Source organism: Aeromonas sp. MR19 (assembly GCF_963899305.1).
In the GTDB taxonomy this organism is placed as follows: Bacteria; Pseudomonadota; Gammaproteobacteria; order Enterobacterales; family Aeromonadaceae; genus Aeromonas; species Aeromonas bestiarum.
The window spans coordinates 44,520-60,563 of record NZ_CAWQWZ010000006.1; the positions used below are offsets into that span (position 1 = coordinate 44,520).

Consider the following 16,044-nt stretch of genomic DNA (forward strand, 5'->3'; position numbering starts at 1 on the left):
ACATGATAAATGCAACCATTTCCATGGATCAGAGCATGGCCGGTCAGGCCGGTCAGGCGCTGCAGATCCAGACCTATTGCAACAGCGTCAAGCAACAGGTGTCCGTGGATTTCAGCCAGTTCCCGAACCTCAAGGACAACCAGACCCAGATCAACCAGGGACTGGACGTCGCCAAAGGGCATGCGGACCTGTACCTCAACCAGATCCAGCCGCAGATCATCACCAATATCAGCAACATCTCCAACTACTACGCCCTGCAAAATGCCATCCCGACCGTGCTTCCTCCCGGTTCCACCAAGGCCCAGTGGCTCAGGCAGTTGAACGTCATCAAGGAACAGGCCACCGAGTACCACAAGGTATCCTCCGACACCCGCCTTATTATCCTGGATCTCAACAACAACCTGATCACCGACTCCCGCAACTTCCAGGGCATAGTGGTGAACCTCAACAGCAAGGTGCAGGGTGACAACGGGGTGCTGGCTCAGCTCAACGGTGACATCGACAAGGTCAACGCGGCCATCGACGGCGCCATCGCCGGCATAGTGGTTGGGGGCTTGCTGGTGATTGGCGGCGCCTTCGTCACTGCCATAGGCGCAGTGGCCGACTTCGTCACCGCCGGCACCTCGACACCTGTGGTAATAGGTGGGGTCGCCATGATGGTGGCAGGCGCCGCCGGTATCACGGCAGGCTCCATAGTGCTGCACAACTCGCTGGGCGCCCGCCAGGATCTGTACCAGAAGCGCAGCAACCTCAACAGCGAGGTACTGATCGCCACCCAGATCGGCAATGGTTATAAAGGGCTCCAGGTACAGGCTCAAAACGCGGTCAATGCCGCGACCCAGATGAGCAATGCCTGGGACGCCCTGACCTCGGATCTCGGCAGCCTGATCACGGATCTGGACAAGGGCATCACCAGCGGCGACGACATCCGCCAGCTCTGGTTGACCGCCGCCGACACCACAGTGAAGACGGTGCTCGTCGACGTGAACACCATCAAGGCCCAGATGGCCGGCGTCAGCCCCATGCAAGTGCCCGCGACCGCCACCATAGCCGATTTCGTCGGCCGTCTGGCCGCCTAAACCAAGGGAGGGCGGCCAGACCGCCCTCTTCTATCAAGGAGAGCCCATGAGCAACGGTATTCTTTCTCAATCCATTGCCAACATGCAGCAGGCCGAAGCCGTCATTCAGTCCTTCACCGGTCTGCCGCAAAACGCCGTCAACATCCAGCAGAACGTCGAGGAGGTGGTCGCGGCGCTGCTGCCCCAGGTGCAAACCATGCAGCAGCAGGTCCTGGCGTTTGGTGCGCGCCTGGAGGTGCAACTGACGCAACAGCTGGCCAATACCGGCCCCTTCAACCCAGAGGCGCTCAAGGCATTCGTCGATCTGGTCCAGCAGGAGATCGCCCCCATCCAGACGCTGACCGCCCAGACCCTGACCGCCAGCCAGACGGCCAACGATCGCATCACGCAAGACAACATAGCGTTGCAACGGATCGGCGTGGAGCTGCAAGCCACCATAGCCGGACTACAATCCAACCTGGCCGGGGCCCGTCAGGAGCTGGACTCCCTCAACAAGAAAAAGCTCTACCTGCTGGGGCTGGGATTGCTGGGGCTGCCGGGCCTCATCGCCCTGGCCGTCACCCTGACGCAAACCCAGAACAAGGTGAACAGTCTGGAGGGACAGATGAACCAGATTGAGGGGCAGATCCAGCGTCAGCAAGGCTTTCTCGGCCAGACGACGGCCTTCTCCCAGCAATTCGGTTCCCTCATCGATCGGGTGAGCAAGGTCGGCAACACCATCACCCTGCTCGGCGGCGATATTGCCAACGTCGCCCGCGATGCCGGGCAAGGGGATCCTGAGCTGGCGCGGCTCTTCTTCACCGCCGCCCTCACCGAGGTTCGCACCCTGCAGGTGGACGCCTCCTGATATCCCTGAAACAAAAAAGGAGAGGCCTTGGCCTCTCCTTTTTCATGGTGCGCGGGGCCATTGCCGCCTCGGCACGTTTGCCCCAAGCGGCTTAGTGCAGCTTCAGGGTCGGGCGCAGCACCCGGTTGATACGGCCCACCAGCATGATGAGGCCGGTCTTGACGTAGCCGTGCAGGGCGACCTGGTGCATCCGATAGAGCGAGATGTACACCATGCGGGCTATGTAGCCTTCCACCATCATGGAGCCACGCATCAGGTTGCCCATCAGGCTGCCCACGGTGGAGAAGCGGCTCAAAGAGACCAGCGAGCCGTGATCGTGGTAGAGGTAGGGCTTCATCTCGCCCCCTTCCAGCTTGGCCAGGATGTTCTTGCACGCCTGGGTCGCCATCTGGTGGGCGGACTGGGCGCGCGGCGGCACGAACTTGCCATCCGGCTGCGGGCAGGCGGCGCAGTCACCGATGACGAAGATGTTCTCGTCACGGCTGGTCTGCAGCGTCTCTTTCACCACCAGCTGGTTGATGCGGTTGGTCTCGAGCCCGGCGATATCCTTCATGAAGTCCGGCGCCTTGATACCAGCGGCCCACACCATCAGATCCGCTTCGATGAGCTCGCCATCCTTGGTGTGCAGACCCTCGCTGGTCGCTTCGGTGATCATGGTGGCGGTACGCACATCCACCCCCAGCTTCACCAGCTCCTGATGGGCGGCGCCACTGATGCGCTCCGGCAGCGCCGGCAGGATGCGGGGGCCCGCTTCCACCAGGCTCACCTTCAGGCTGTCGGTGGTGAGGTTCTTGAAGCCGTAGGCATAGAGCTGCTCCACCGCGTTGTAGAGCTCGGCAGAGAGCTCGACGCCGGTAGCACCACCGCCGACGATGGCGATCTTCACCTTGTCACCGGGCTGGTATTCGGTGGCGAACTGCAGGAAGCGGTTCATCATGCTGTTGTGGAAGCGGTGTGCCTGGGAGGGGCTGTCCAGGAAGATGCAGTGATCCTTGATGCCCTTGGTGTTGAAGTCGTTGGACACGGAACCGATCGCCATCACCAGGATGTCGTAGGGCAGTTCCCGCTCGTTGACCACTATGTCACCGTTATCGTCGACGATCTTCGCCAGTACGATGCGCTTTTCGTCGCGCTTGATGTCGGTCAGGCTGCCCAGCTGGAAATCGAAACCATGGTTCTTGGCATGGGACTGGTAGCTCAGGGCATCGATGCCCGCATCCATGGAGCCGGTGGCCACTTCGTGCAGCAGGGGTTTCCACAGGTGGGTACGGTTGCGATCGACCAGGGTGATCTTCGCCTTGTTCTTCTTGCCCAGCTTGCGACCCAGGCTGGTGGCCAGCTCCAGACCGCCGGCCCCGCCGCCGACGACAACAATATTGGTCATGGTTAATTACCTCGGTTCCATTAAAGCGAAGGGAGCCATCGGCTCCCTTGATAGTTGAATCCATGACGTGACGATCAATCAGGCTTCCTTGAAAGCCTTCATCTGTTGCAGGTGATGAGAGATGTTCCTGAACTTGTGAGTCTCTCGCTCATCCCACACGATGTTGTAATAATTCTTCAATTCACGCTCAGTTTCGCCATTATCGCGGATTTCATCCTGAACGGAAAGGATGCAGAGGCAATTTCCTGAATTTTTACTACGAAATTCAGACACACATTTGGTGCCTATATCCTCGTACTCTTCCGGTCTGTCTATCTTGCCCTGCATGGTGATCTCGGGGTGCAGGTTGGGATTGAAGATCACCTGCTTGATGCCGCACAGGAAGCCGATCCGCTCGCTCCAGTAGCCTCCCAGCCCCACTCCGCAGATGAGGGGCTTGGGGTCCGTGCTCATGTCGAGCTGCTTCTTCACTTCCTTGAGCAGGTGGCTCATGTCATGACGGGGATGAACCGTGCTGTAGTGCACGAAACGCACATCATCATCGATAAACTGCAACTGCAGCACTTTTTCATGATTGCCGGGGCTGGTGGCATCAAAACCATGCAGATAGATGATCATGGACAAGACCTCAAAAACTGTGTCGGTTCTATCGAACCTACCCCAGCGGCGGGGCCCTGCGCCACCAAAACATCCCACTTTCTTGCTTTGGATCACGCCTCCGGTTGCGGATGAAACCAGATTGAGGGGGCCTTTCCCCCGCGCGAGTATCAAAGTGAGAGCCCGCCAGGCAGAAATGATACGCCGGCTACCAATGTGAGACCCCGTCCCGCAGGCCGGCAAACGATTGCCCTTCATAGCTTGCCAACCCTGTGATCCCGTCCACAAAACCACCGGCAGGCGCATCACTACCAAGCCAATGCGCACGTTTTGTGCAGTACCCGCCACCATGGGTGCGCAGCCGGGCTGGCCATCCACGCCGATCATACCTGCACGCACAGGATCGGCGCCCGTCCCCCTGTCCAACCCATCCCGGGTCCCTGAGCGGGGCAGCCAGCCCCATCTTGCCCGGCCCTGCCGGTCGGGCCGCAAGGAGTGAGGTATTCATGAACCAGACCAATCCCCCCGGGAGGACCACCCACAGTCCCGTCGATGAAGTGGAACGCATGCTCCCCCCCGGCCAGCTCTTTACCCTGGGTTTGCAACATGTGCTGGTGATGTACGCCGGCGCCGTGGCGGTGCCGCTGGTGATAGGCGGCAGCCTGGGGCTGCCCAAGGATCAAATCTCTTATCTCATCAGCTCGGATCTGTTCTGCTGCGGCATCGTCACCCTGCTGCAGTGTCTGGGAATAGGCCGGTTTGCCGGGATCCGGCTGCCGGTCATCATGTCGGTCACCTTCGCCGCCGTCATGCCCATGCTGGCCATAGGCGCCAACCCGGATCTGGGGCTGACCGGCATCTTCGGTGCCACCATAGCCGCCGGGATCCTCTCCACCCTGCTGGTGCCCCTGGTCGGTCGCCTGATGCCGCTCTTCCCGACCGTGGTGACGGGTGTGGTGATCACCTCCATCGGGATCAGCATCATGCAGGTGGGGATCGACTGGATGGCGGGGGGCAAGGGCAATCCCGAGTACGGCAGCCTGCGCTACATAGGCACCAGCTTCCTGGTGCTCGCCTTCATCTTGCTGGTGACCCGCTTCACCAAGGGCTTTTTCAGCAACATCTCTGTGCTGCTCGGCATACTGTTCGGCTTCGTCATCGCCATCGGCATGGGCGAGGTGAACCTGACCGGCCTGGATGAGGCGGCCTGGTTTGCCCCCATAGTCCCCTTCGCCTTCGGCTGGCCCACCTTCGATCCCATCTCCATCGCCACCCTCACCGTCATCATGCTGATCACCTTCATCGAATCCATGGGGATGTTTCTGGCCCTCGGCGACATAGTCGGTCACCCGGCCAGCCGGGGCGACATAGTGCGGGGGCTGCGGGTGGACGGCATAGGAACCGTGATTGGCGGCATCTTCAACAGCTTCCCCCACACCTCGTTTTCCCAGAATATCGGGCTGGTGAGCGTGACCGGGGTGTCGAGCCGCTGGGTCTGCGTCATGTCGGGGGGGATACTGCTCGCCTTTGGCCTGATCCCCAAGATGTCGCTGATGGTCGCCTCCATTCCCCCCTTCGTGCTCGGCGGCGCCGGCATCGTCATGTTCGGCATGGTGCTGGCCACCGGCATTCGCATCCTGGCGCGGGCCGATTACAACAGCAACCGTCACAACCTCTACATAGTCGCCATCAGCTTGGGAATAGGCATGATCCCCACCGTCTCCGGCCACTTCTTTCAACACTTTCCCGCCGCACTGCAGCCGCTGCTGCACAGCGGTATCCTGCTGGCGACCCTGAGCTCGGTGCTGCTGAATCTCTTCTTCAACGGCTACCAGCCGGATCTCAGCCACCAGCCTCGCCCCCTGCTGGTGGGCCCGGTTCGGCCAGTCGACCCCCAGCCATAAAAAAGCCGCCGGGCAGATACACTGCCCGGCGGCGCCTTCACGTGCCAGAGTCCCCTCAGCCGCAGGTCTGCTCGAAGCGATCCACCGCCGCCGCCACCAGCGCCATGCTGCCCTGCCAGAAGGCAGCCTCGCGGATATCCTGACCCAGGTGTTTTGCCACCAGATCTTCGGCGCTCATGCGGCCGGTATCACGCAGCAGGGCGCGATACGCCCCGGCCACGTTCGTTTCCCCCGCCGCCTGACGGCTCATCAACTGCTGATAGACCCCCAGGCTGAACAGATAGCCAAACAGATAGGGGTAGTTGTAAAAGCCGAGCCCGGCGATGGAGAAGTGCGCCTTGGCCGCCCAGAACAGGGGGTGATAGCGAGTCAGACTCCCCTCATACCAGCGGCCCCACGCCTCGTCGGTCAGGCTCTTGAGCCGCTCAGCCGACACATAGCCCTGTCCGCGGGCAGTCACCAGCGCCTGCTCGAAGTCGAAGCGGGCCGGAATGTTGACCAGGAAGGTGGCTGCGCCGTCGGCCTCGGCCCAGGCGATGGCCTGCTGCTGCTCCGGTGTCTGCGCCTGTTCGAACAGGGCGCTGCGCACCAGGGTCTCGGCGAAGATGGAGGCGGTCTCCGCCAGCGTCATGGGGTAGCTGCGCTGGCTCATGGGCAGATCGCGAATGAGCCAGTTGTGCCAGGCGTGCCCCAGCTCGTGGGCGAGCGTGATGACGTTGTCCATGGTACCGGCATAGGTGATGAAGACCCGCGGCTCCACCGGATCGGCAAACTTGGTGCAGTAGGCACCGGTACGCCGGTTCGGGGTGGGCGCCGCATCGATCCAGCCCTTCTCGGCCATCATGCGGGCAAACTCCCCCATCTCGGGATCGAAGCGGGCGAAGGCCTCGGCGATGATGTCGATGGCCTCCTCGAACGGGATCTCGCGGCTGCTGGCGGCCGGGGGCGGTGCAAACAAGTCCTCCGGCCCCAGATCGTCGATGCCGAGCCGCTTCGCCATCAGCCCCAGCGCCCGCTGGCCCAGACCCCGGGCGTGATAGGTTTCGGCCATGAGGGTATCCAGGGTGGTGCGCTCTATGTGGCTCTGATGGCAGGAGAGTTCCAGCGCATCCAGCATTCGCTGCTTGCCGCGCTGGCGCGAAAGCTCCAGCCGCCAGCCATTGAGGGCATTGAGGATGGCCGCCACCGTCTCCTGCTCCCCTTCCCAGCCGGCACTGATGGCGTCGAAGGCTTCCCGGCGCAGGGCCCGTACCGGGCTGGAAAGCAGGTTGCTCGCCTCGGCCAGCCCCATCTCGCGGCCGTCGATCACGAGGCGGATCTTGCCCACCAGATCGTTGTAGAGGTTGCCCCAGGCGTGCAGCCCGTCGGTGCCAAGCCCTATCACCAGCTGCTCTGCCTCCACCGGCAGGCGCTGATCCTGCAGCCGGCGCTCATGGCGCAGCCGGTAATCCTCTTCTCCGAGCAAGGGATCCTGCATCAGCCGCTCAAACTCGGGTTCGGGCAGCCCCAGCATCAGATCTTCCACCGGGGCCAGGGTCTTGAACAGATCGGCGTTGAGGGCGCGGGCGCGGGAAGCCAGCTGCTTGGCGAGCACATCGCGGGCGTCCTGACTGCCCTTGCAGGCCGCCAGTATGGCGACATTCCAGCCGATATTGCGGATCCGCTGGGCCCGCAGACGCACTTCGCGCAAAAAATCGGGCAAGGCGTCGGCGTTGCCCAACACCTGCTCAAGACCGTCGATAAAACCGGCAAGCTCGGCGAGGTTGGCTCGGGCCAGGCTCATGTCCGCGTCCAGCTCGGGGCAGTCGAGAGCGGGATAGATATGCTGGTTGTGCCACTGTTGTGGGTAGATTCGTTGCTGTATCAAACGCTCGTCATCAATATCAGGGGGCAGAGGCTGCCCTGGGTGAAATGCGCGTGGCCGGGCCGCTGCGGGCCCGCCACAAAAGAAACAGAGGCCGCCGGGCGACCCCGAACGGCCGGTCTGATCAGCCGATGCGATCAGCTGGGCCAGCCCGTCACACCAGTCGCTCGAGGCGGTCGACCGCCTCCTCCACATAGCGCAGGCTCTCCTGCCAGAAGGCGGGTTCGCGAATGTCGACCCCCAGGTGTTTCTCCACCAGATCCTCGGCGCTCATGCGGCCCGTGTCGGTGAGCAGCGCGCGATAGGCCTGGGCAAACTCGCCCCCGGCCCGCTCCTTCTGGGCATAGAGCCCCAGACTGAACAGATAACCGAACAGGTAGGGGTAGTTGTAAAACCCGAGATCGGCGATGGAGAAGTGGCACTTGCTGGCCCAGAACAGCTCGTCGTACTGGCTGAGGGTGTCACCATACCACTGCTGCTGCGCGGATTTCATCATCTGCCGCAGCTGGCTTGCCCCCACATAGCCCTGCTCCCGCGCCGCCACCAGCGCCCGCTCGAAGGTGAAACGGGCGGGGATGTCGAGCAGCAGGCTGGCGGCCCGCTCCCCGTCCAGCCAGGCGATGGCCCGGCGCGGCTCCATCTTGTCGGTGGCGGCCAACAGGGCATCACGCACCAGGGCCTCGGCAAACAGGGAGGCGGTCTCGGCCAGCGTCTTGGGGTAGTCGCGCTGCTCCAGCGGCAAGTCCCGCAGCAGCCAGCTGTGCCAGGCGTGCCCAAGCTCGTGAGCCAGGGTGATGAGGTTGTCCATGGTGCCCTCGAAGGTGAGAAACACCCGAGGCTCGGGGGGATCGGCATATTCGGTGCTGTAGGCACCGCTGCGCCGGTTTGCGCTGGGGGCCGCGTCAATCCAGCCCTTGTCGGCCATCATGCGGGCAAAGGCCCCCATCTCGGGGTCAAAGCCGGCGAAGGCATCGGCCACCAGGGTCAGCGCCTGCTCGAAGCTGAGCGAGGCCGGAGTCGCAGCGGGCGCCGGGGCATAGAGATCCCAGGGGGCAAAATCGCTGATCTGCCGGGCGCTGGCCATGGCGCGCAGAGCTCGCCGTCCCAGCGTCTTGTGGGTGTCAGCCTCGGCCATCAGGGTATCCAGGGTGGCGCGCTCGATATGGCTCTGATGACAGGAGACATCCAGCGCATCTAGCCTGTGCACCTTGCCACGCTGGGTGGCGAGTTCGTTTCGCCAGCCGTTGATGGCGTTGAGGATGGCGGCCACCGTCTCCTGCTCTGCCTGCCAGGCGGCCTGAATGCCGTGCCAGGCGCTGGCACGGCGCGCCCGATCCGGGTGGGCCAGCAGGTTGTCTGCCTGGGCCAGCCCCATGGGCTGCCCCTCCACGACCGGCCTGAGCCGCCCCACCAGGTTGTCGTAGAGATCCCCCCAGCCTTGCAGTCCATCCACCCCCAGCCCCGCGATCAGCTGTTCGCTCTCCAAGGAGAGCCGTTGATCCTGCTGACGCCTGTCGTGACGGATGGCATAGGCCAGCTCGAACAGCTCGGGATCCTGCAACAGGGCCCGCACCTGTCCCTCGGGGGCGCTTGCCCAGAACAGGGCCACAGGTTTGCTGAGCTGGGCCAGGGTCGCCTGCAACTGCTGACCACGGGAGAGCAGCGCACGCGCCGCTTCGTCGCGACCATTGCGACTGAGCCGGTTATAGGCATAGGTCTGGCTGTTCCAGGCCAGCCGGCAAACGTCGGTCCAGCAGGATCTGATGACCCGCAGCAGGTGGCGCAAGGCATTGATGTCGGTGGTCTTGGGCAGTTCATCCAGCAAGTGCTGCAGGCTGTTCAGGGTCTCGCGGGCACGCTGGAAATCGGCGTCGATCGCCGGGCAATCGGGGGCGGCATAGATGTGATCATCCAGCCAAACGGGTGGGTTCATGATAGTCCTTGTTTGTTTGCATCCATGTGGGGTGGCCCCGCCTCTGTGGGCTGGTGCCAGTTCGGATAGTACGAAGGGGACCGGCACTTGCCCAGCCCCCATCCGAGTCAACAAACAAGACGAACAATCACATCTGCGACGGCCGCTGTCGGCCGTGCACAAACAGTGGACAGGCCGCCGTTATTTGGCGGGTTTGAGTTTGCTCACCAGGGTCATGGCCAGCACCAGCACCATGCCCGCCACCACACCGGCCACGGCGTTGAGCAGGGTCGGCGTCACCGCGGCCAGCACGGCGCCCACGGACGGCAAGGTGGCAAGGGCTGCGGCCGCACCTTCAACCAGGTGATGGGCGAAGGGCCAGCCATGCACCAGAATGCCGCCACCCACCATGAACATGGCGATGGTCCCCACCAGTGCCAGCAGGTGCATCAGACGGGGCGCCGTCACCAGCAGGCCCCGCCCCACGGCCCGGCGCAAGGGGCCGCCATCGGGCTTTTGCAGCAGGTGCAGGCCGATATCGTCGAGCTTGACGATAAGGCCCACCAGGCCATAGACCCCTACCGTCATCAGCAGGGCTATGCCCGCCACCACAGAGATCTGCAGGCCCAGGCTACTGCCCTGCACTGTGCCGAGCGCGATGACGATGATCTCGGCGGAGAGGATAAAGTCGGTGCGAATGGCCCCCTTTATCTTCTGCTGCTCGAAGGCCACCAGATCGTCTGGCACCGGGCTCCTGTGTTGCTCGCTCTCTGCCGCCTCGTGGGGCAGAAACTTGTGGGCCAGCTTCTCCGCCCCCTCGAAGCAGAGGTAGGCGCCCCCCAGCATCAGCAAGGGGGTGATGAGCCAGGGCACCAGGGCGCTGATGGCGATGGCGGCGGGCACCAGAATGAGCTTGTTGCGAAACGACCCCTTGGCCACGGCCCACACCACCGGCAGCTCCCGCTCGGCCCGCACGCCGGAGACCTGCTCGGCGTTGAGGGCGAGATCGTCCCCCAGCACGCCGGCGGTCTTCTTGGCCGCCACCTTGGTCATCAGGGCCACGTCATCGAGCACGCTGGCTATATCATCGAGCAGGGCCAACAAACTGGTTCCGGCCATATCAGGCATTCCTCATCTCAGTGGAAACATCCCCCGGGCACGCAGGCCATATCGCCGGGCAGGCGCCACAGGCGAGTGCCGAGCAGAGGGGGGTCCTTATTTCAGGCAAAAGATGGCACAGTGTAACGAGAAGCCGCCCGTTAGGCAGCAACCACATCAGGGTCAATTGGCCTTGTTTCACCCCGAGTCCCCCGGCTCAAGGAGTTCCCATGCAACCCTGGCAATCTCTGCTCGATTTCTGGTTTGGCGATGACGCCGACGACGCCACCCGCGCCAAACGGCAAGCCCCGCTCTGGTGGGGAAAAAGCAGCGAGACCGATGCGCTGATAGCCAGCCGCTTTGGGGCGCTGGCCGAAGCCGCCGCCACCGGCTCTCTGGCCCACTGGGCGGAGGTACCCGTCGGCCGGCTGGCGCTGATCCTGCTGCTGGATCAACTGCCACGCAACATACATCGCGCCACGCCCGGCGCCGTTGCCCAGGACCCGCTGGCCCGGGATCTCTGTCTGAAGGGCTTGTCGCTGGGGGCAGACAAGGCGCTCTCGCCGCTGGCGCGGGTCTTCTTCTACCTGCCGCTGGAACACGCAGAATCGCGCGAGCAGCAAGTCCGCAGCGTGACCCTGTTCGAGGCGCTGGCGGCCGAGCAGGCCGGCAGCCCGGCGCAGGCCACCTTCGAGGGCTTCGCCGATTTTGCCCGCCGCCATCAGGTGATCATCGAACGCTTTGGCCGCTTCCCCCACCGCAACGCCATACTTGGTCGCACCAGCACACCGGAGGAGACCGAATTTTTGCAGCAACCAGGCTCCGGCTTCTAGGCCAGCCGCAGAGACAAAAAAACGGGCCCGACGGGCCCGTTTTGCATGCAGGTAGTGGACCAGGGGCATCACGCCGCCTCTGCCAGCTCCTCCTCTTTCTTCTGGTAGGCCTGGGGCGAGAGACCCAGCAGCTCCTGCACTGTGGAGGCGACCGTGATGGAGGAGATGGTCCCCACCAGGATGCCGGCGAACAGGGTGAAGGCGAAGCCGTAGAGGGCATCGCCGCCGAACAGCAGCAGGGCGCCCACGGTAAAGAGGGTGGTGCCCGAGGTGATCATGGTGCGGCTGAAGGTCGCCTTGATCGCCACATCCGAGCAGTCGTGGATGGAGAGCTTGGTGCGTGAGCTCAAGATGTCCCGCAACCGGTCCGAGATGACGATGCTGTCGTTGAGGGAATAGCCGATCACCGCCATCAGGCCGGCGATCACGTTGAGGTCAAACTCGATGTTGAACAGCGCCAGCAGCCCCATGGCCACCAGGCCGTCGTGCAGCACAGACACCAGGATGCCGATGGCCTGACGCCACTCGAAGCGCACCGCCAGGTAGGCGGAGATGGCCAAGGAGGCCACCAGCACCGCCAGCATCCCCTGCTGGAACAGCTCGGCACCCACCTGAGGGCCGACTATGGTGGTACGCAGCAGCTCCACCGGCAAGTTGAGCTGTTGACCCAGCATGACTGCCAGCTCCTCGGCCGGCCAGGGCAGCTCGTGGGGCGGCAGCTTGATGAGCCACTCCCCCGGGATGCCGGCGCCGCTCAGCTCGACCGCCCCTGCCAGCGGGGCGCTCAGCAGGGCGTTCAGTTCATGGGCCTCTTTCAGGGTCTGGATGCGAAACTCCAGCAGAATGCCGCCGGTGAAGTCGAGCCCGAGCGACAGTCCGTTGATGGCCAGCACGGCTATGCTCGCCACCGTCAGCAGCACGGAGATCCACAACCCGATGTAACGCCAGCGGGTCAGGCCCATGGCAACGATCATTCTCAACATAGTTTTATCCTCGACAACAGCTGACTCGGGCTTCCCGCCGGGAAGCGCGTGGCGCAGGCGCGGAGCAGGCTCGAACGCGCGGCGCTATGGCACAGAGTGAATGCAGGGGTCACGGTCACACCCTCAGCAGCTTGTCGCTGCTCTTGCCCCACAGGGGGTTGATGATGGCGCGGGTGCCCCAGATGCCGGTCACCATGCTGGAGATGAGACCCAGGATCAGGGTGATGGAGAAGCCCTGCAGCGGGCCCGAGCCGATGGAGTAGAGCACCACGGCGCAGATCAGGGTGGTGATGTTGGCATCGAAGATGGTGCGAAACGCCGAGCGATAGCCAAAGTCGATGGCGTTGGCGAGACTCCCCCCTTCCCGCAGGCGGTCCTTGATCCGCTCAAAGATGAGCACATGGGTATCCACCGCCATGCCGACCGTGAGCACCAGACCGGCGATCCCCGGCAGGGTCAGCACGGCCCCCGGCAGCACCGCCAGCATGCCCACCTGCATCAGCAGGTTGGCGATGAGCGCCGTGATGGCGACCCAGCCGAACTTGCGATACCAGGCCATCATGAACAGCATCATGCCCGCCATGCCGAACGCCAGCGCGGTGAAGCCCGCCTCTATGTTCTGAAGGCCCAGGGTCGGGCCGATTGAGCGCTCCTCGAGGATCTTGAGGGGGGCGGTGAGGGCACCGGCCCGCAGCAGCATGGCCAGCTCCTGGGCCTCTGGCAGACTGCCAATACCCGTGATGCGGAACTGGTTGCCGAGCGCCGTCTGTATGGTGGCGACGTTGATCACCTCGCTCTGGGCGCGCAGCTTGCCCTGGGCGTTGGTCTTGTATTCGGTGAAGACGGTGGCCATCGGCTTGCCCACGTGCTGGCGGCTGAACTGGTTCATCTTGCTGCCACCCAGGCTGTCGAGCACGATATTGACCTGGGGTTGGCCCATCTCGCCCATATTGGCGCGCGCATCGACGATGTGCTCACCGCTCAGCACCGGCTTGCGGGCCAGACCGACGGCCTGACCGCTGCGATCCGCCATGAAGAAGCGGCTGTCGGCCTGGGCCTCGTAGAAGGCCAGCGATGCGGTCGCACCTATCACTTCCTTGGCCTGCTTGGGATTGTGCACCCCGGGCAGCTCGATGCGGATGCCATCCTGGCCCTGACGCTGGACCGAGGCCTCGACTATGCCGAGCTCGTTGATCCGCTTTTTCAGGATTGACAGGTTCTGGGTCACGGCGTTGTTGGCCAGCAGGGTGCGCTCGGCCTCGCTCATCACCAGCCGCAGCTCGTTGCCGCTGCGATTGAGTTGCCACTGATCCTGCCGGGTGCCGGCGGAATCCTTGATGATGGTGAGCCAGGGCGCCTGATCGGCCACCTCTGGCAGGGTGACTCTCACCTCCCCTTCGCTCACCCGGGCCACGTTGGCGCCCCGCAGGCGCGCCTCGCGGAACTGGGTGCGCAGCATGTCCACCAGGTTTCTGGTCTGGTTGTCCACCACGAAGCTGAGATCGACCCCGATCAGCAGCTGGGAGCCGCCGCGCAGGTCCAGCCCGAGCTTGATGGGGGCGGCGCCGAGCTGGCTGATCCAGGTCGGGGCATTGGAGTAGAACTCCAGGGTCAGGGCCGCGCTGTCATGGCCCTGCTGCTCCAGCAGCTGCTTGGCCCTCTGCTGTTCGGACTGGCTGTTGAACACCAGTTCGACCCGCTCTTTCTGTTGCACCTGTTTGACCGGCGCTATCTGGTTGTCGGCCAGCAGGGTGCGCTGTGCCTCGGTCAGGCTGGTCTGGCCGTGCAGGCCAAGGGAAGGCTGCTCACCGAAGAAGGTGGGCAGGGAGTAAAACGCGAAGGTGAACAGCATGAGCAGCAGCAGGGCATACTGCCACATGCTCATGCGATTCAGGGTGGTACGACTCTTTTTTCTCATGGCAAAAGCCTCTGTCAGGAGAAGGCGGCGCACTCGCCCCCCATGGCGGGAGCGGCACGCAAGAAAATACAAATGAGACTGGGCGCCCGTTCACGCGCGGTGAGCAGGCTTTACAGGAGACGATGAGGCAGTGCAGCGAGGCCGGACCCCATCGGGATCAGGCGAGATAACTCTGGGAGAAGCGGTATTGCAGGTGTTGGCGTTGCAACCTGTGCCGGTGAATGGTGGCAAAGCGGTCGCGGAAGCTGTTTTTGGGGTAGAAGAGCGCCGCATAGAGCAGCAGGCCGCACAGCAGCAGCAGGATCGCCTGCTGTGACCAGCTCATGATCAGCTCGTAGACGACGCTGCCGGGCTGGTGATCGCTGCGCAGGGAGTGTTCGAGCCGCAGCAGATGATTCTGATGGGAGCCGACAAACTTGACGACACCGTCGTCGCTGTCGCTGGCGCTGTGGATCACCAGCAGGGTATCGGACTGATCGCCCGTGCCGGCATCGCTCATCACCTGGCCAGGCTGGGAAGCGGCCTGAGGCGCGGATACCTTGAGCCCCTCCACCGAGACGGTAGAGAGCAACAGAGTGAGCGAGATGAGCAGTGTCATCAACGCCAGTTTCACTTTGTCCAGCAGGCTCAAAAAGTTAATTCCCAAATAATAGAAAGGGCAAACTACCACAGGCACCCAACAAGGACAAGGGCGGCAGGGCCGTCAAGCCTCGCACGGCGCCCTGCCGAAAACGAAACTCACCCCTGTGACATCTGCCTGAAATCGCGGGCATAGCCCTTGAGCAGAGTGTAGAGATGGGCGCGCTGGGAGATGTCCAGCGACTGGCTCAGGGCACTCAGCCAGTTGACGGTGCGCTGGCGGGATTGATCCGTGTAGCCGGTGAAACGGCCATCCATGAGTCCATCCCCCTGCTGCAACAGGGCGGTGAGCTGGGCACCGAAGTCCGGGCTCTGGCGCTGCTGCATCAGCCTGTCCAGCTCCCTGGTCCAGGCGGTCTGAAACTCCAGCCAGGGGGCCTGCAGCTCGTATTGCCACTCCACCCACTGGGCCACCAGCGGCGCCTGGGCCGGCTTCACCTCCCCAATCCAGAACACCAGCCGCTCGTTCATCTTGCCGGTGAACTCCTTGAGCAGCTCGGCCTTGGGCTGGCGGGCAAAATCCTGCTCCCGCTCGGTCTGCCGGCTGAGCCTGTCCTTCATGAACATGGCCACCTGCTCCTCGGTCAGGGTACGGGCCAGCCGCACGGCGCGGGGAACCGTGTTCTCCAGGGTGCGGGTCAGGCTCTGCTGGGCCGCATTCAGATGAAGCGAGACCTGGGCCGGGCTCATGGGGCTCGCCACCGCCCTGGCCAGCGCATCCAGATCATCGGCGTAACGGGGTACCTCGTACTGGCGGTGCCAGGCCATCAGCCCCTTCACTTCGTTGTCCAACAGCCGCTTCTGGCTGCGATCCAGCGAGAAATAGTCATCCAGCTGCCAGACGATGGCCACGTCCAGCCAGTAATAGACCACCCGGGTGGAGCAGCCCACCAGCAGCAGACAGATCAGCAGCAGGCTCCAGCTGCGGGGTTGACGCCAGGAAAAGGAGGTCACCATGCACTACTCCAAAGATTGACGAGTTGATG

Annotated in this window: 13 protein-coding genes; 4 read left to right on the forward strand and 9 right to left on the reverse strand. The window is 63.3% G+C overall.

What is annotated here, in order from left to right; all coding sequences use genetic code 11:
• Positions 1-2: 2 nt before the first annotated feature.
• Both AACQ95_RS03595 and AACQ95_RS03600 read left to right on the forward strand, forming a co-directional pair.
• Positions 3-1,079 carry an HBL/NHE enterotoxin family protein gene (locus AACQ95_RS03595; RefSeq protein WP_043141162.1) on the forward strand — a complete coding sequence of 359 codons (1,077 nt, stop codon included), beginning with the start codon at positions 3-5 and terminating at the stop codon, positions 1,077-1,079.
• Positions 1,080-1,125: 46 nt separating this feature from the next.
• On the forward strand, positions 1,126-1,926 hold the full coding sequence (locus AACQ95_RS03600; protein ID WP_241280615.1) for a hypothetical protein: 801 nt from the start codon (positions 1,126-1,128) through the stop codon (positions 1,924-1,926).
• Positions 1,927-2,017: 91 nt separating this feature from the next.
• On the opposite strand, the gene AACQ95_RS03605 is transcribed toward AACQ95_RS03600, so the two are convergent.
• Entirely contained in the window at positions 2,018-3,310 is a 1,293-nt protein-coding gene (locus tag AACQ95_RS03605) for an NAD(P)/FAD-dependent oxidoreductase (RefSeq protein ID WP_098983822.1), read from the reverse strand.
• Between the two features lie 78 nt (positions 3,311-3,388).
• Complete coding sequence (ycfP, locus tag AACQ95_RS03610; protein ID WP_043556158.1) at positions 3,389-3,928, reverse strand: alpha/beta hydrolase YcfP; 540 nt, start codon at positions 3,926-3,928, stop codon at positions 3,389-3,391.
• A gap of 485 nt (positions 3,929-4,413) precedes the next feature.
• Between ycfP and AACQ95_RS03615 the strand changes: the two genes are divergently transcribed.
• Complete coding sequence (locus AACQ95_RS03615) at positions 4,414-5,811, forward strand: nucleobase:cation symporter-2 family protein (RefSeq protein WP_241280618.1); 1,398 nt, start codon at positions 4,414-4,416, stop codon at positions 5,809-5,811.
• Positions 5,812-5,866: 55 nt separating this feature from the next.
• Here the strand turns inward: AACQ95_RS03615 and AACQ95_RS03620 are convergent, their stop codons facing one another.
• From AACQ95_RS03620 to AACQ95_RS03630, 3 genes are all read right to left on the reverse strand, one after another.
• Positions 5,867-7,675, reverse strand: a complete 1,809-nt coding sequence (locus tag AACQ95_RS03620) for a M3 family oligoendopeptidase (RefSeq protein WP_241280663.1) — start codon at positions 7,673-7,675, stop codon at positions 5,867-5,869.
• 154 nt (positions 7,676-7,829) lie between these two features.
• On the reverse strand, positions 7,830-9,608 hold the full coding sequence (locus AACQ95_RS03625) for a M3 family oligoendopeptidase (RefSeq protein ID WP_241280619.1): 1,779 nt from the start codon (positions 9,606-9,608) through the stop codon (positions 7,830-7,832).
• A 180-nt stretch (positions 9,609-9,788) separates the two neighbouring features.
• The gene (locus tag AACQ95_RS03630) at positions 9,789-10,706 is read right to left on the reverse strand and encodes a DUF808 domain-containing protein (protein ID WP_241280621.1); all 918 of its coding nucleotides are present in this window, start codon (positions 10,704-10,706) and stop codon (positions 9,789-9,791) included.
• Between the two features lie 209 nt (positions 10,707-10,915).
• On the opposite strand from AACQ95_RS03630, the gene AACQ95_RS03635 reads away from it, so the two are divergent.
• Complete coding sequence (locus AACQ95_RS03635; RefSeq protein WP_241280622.1) at positions 10,916-11,518, forward strand: DUF924 family protein; 603 nt, start codon at positions 10,916-10,918, stop codon at positions 11,516-11,518.
• Positions 11,519-11,586: 68 nt separating this feature from the next.
• Here the strand turns inward: AACQ95_RS03635 and secF are convergent, their stop codons facing one another.
• From secF to AACQ95_RS03655, 4 genes are all read right to left on the reverse strand, one after another.
• On the reverse strand, positions 11,587-12,501 hold the full coding sequence (gene secF / locus AACQ95_RS03640; protein WP_172955328.1) for a protein translocase subunit SecF: 915 nt from the start codon (positions 12,499-12,501) through the stop codon (positions 11,587-11,589).
• Positions 12,502-12,616: 115 nt separating this feature from the next.
• Positions 12,617-14,419, reverse strand: a complete 1,803-nt coding sequence (gene secD, locus AACQ95_RS03645; RefSeq protein WP_241280624.1) for a protein translocase subunit SecD — start codon at positions 14,417-14,419, stop codon at positions 12,617-12,619.
• A gap of 157 nt (positions 14,420-14,576) precedes the next feature.
• Positions 14,577-15,050 (reverse strand): hypothetical protein, encoded by a 474-nt coding sequence (locus tag AACQ95_RS03650; RefSeq protein WP_052449190.1) that lies wholly within the window; start codon positions 15,048-15,050, stop codon positions 14,577-14,579.
• A 107-nt stretch (positions 15,051-15,157) separates the two neighbouring features.
• Complete coding sequence (locus AACQ95_RS03655) at positions 15,158-16,015, reverse strand: DUF6279 family lipoprotein (RefSeq protein ID WP_043141194.1); 858 nt, start codon at positions 16,013-16,015, stop codon at positions 15,158-15,160.
• Positions 16,016-16,044 lie beyond the last annotated feature (29 nt).

What these genes read in the sequence shown, in the direction of transcription:
- AACQ95_RS03595 (WP_043141162.1), top strand. Translation starts at nt 3, where the DNA reads ATGATAAATGCAACCATTTCCATGGATCAGAGCATGGCCGGTCAGGCC.
- AACQ95_RS03615 (WP_241280618.1), top strand. Translation starts at nt 4,414, where the DNA reads ATGAACCAGACCAATCCCCCCGGGAGGACCACCCACAGTCCCGTCGAT.
- AACQ95_RS03655 (WP_043141194.1), bottom strand. Translation starts at nt 16,015, where the DNA reads ATGGTGACCTCCTTTTCCTGGCGTCAACCCCGCAGCTGGAGCCTGCTG.
- AACQ95_RS03630 (WP_241280621.1), bottom strand. Translation starts at nt 10,706, where the DNA reads ATGGCCGGAACCAGTTTGTTGGCCCTGCTCGATGATATAGCCAGCGTG.
- AACQ95_RS03600 (WP_241280615.1), top strand. Translation starts at nt 1,126, where the DNA reads ATGAGCAACGGTATTCTTTCTCAATCCATTGCCAACATGCAGCAGGCC.
- AACQ95_RS03635 (WP_241280622.1), top strand. Translation starts at nt 10,916, where the DNA reads ATGCAACCCTGGCAATCTCTGCTCGATTTCTGGTTTGGCGATGACGCC.
- ycfP (WP_043556158.1), bottom strand. Translation starts at nt 3,928, where the DNA reads ATGATCATCTATCTGCATGGTTTTGATGCCACCAGCCCCGGCAATCAT.
- secD (WP_241280624.1), bottom strand. Translation starts at nt 14,419, where the DNA reads ATGAGAAAAAAGAGTCGTACCACCCTGAATCGCATGAGCATGTGGCAG.
- AACQ95_RS03605 (WP_098983822.1), bottom strand. Translation starts at nt 3,310, where the DNA reads ATGACCAATATTGTTGTCGTCGGCGGCGGGGCCGGCGGTCTGGAGCTG.
- secF (WP_172955328.1), bottom strand. Translation starts at nt 12,501, where the DNA reads ATGTTGAGAATGATCGTTGCCATGGGCCTGACCCGCTGGCGTTACATC.
- AACQ95_RS03625 (WP_241280619.1), bottom strand. Translation starts at nt 9,608, where the DNA reads ATGAACCCACCCGTTTGGCTGGATGATCACATCTATGCCGCCCCCGAT.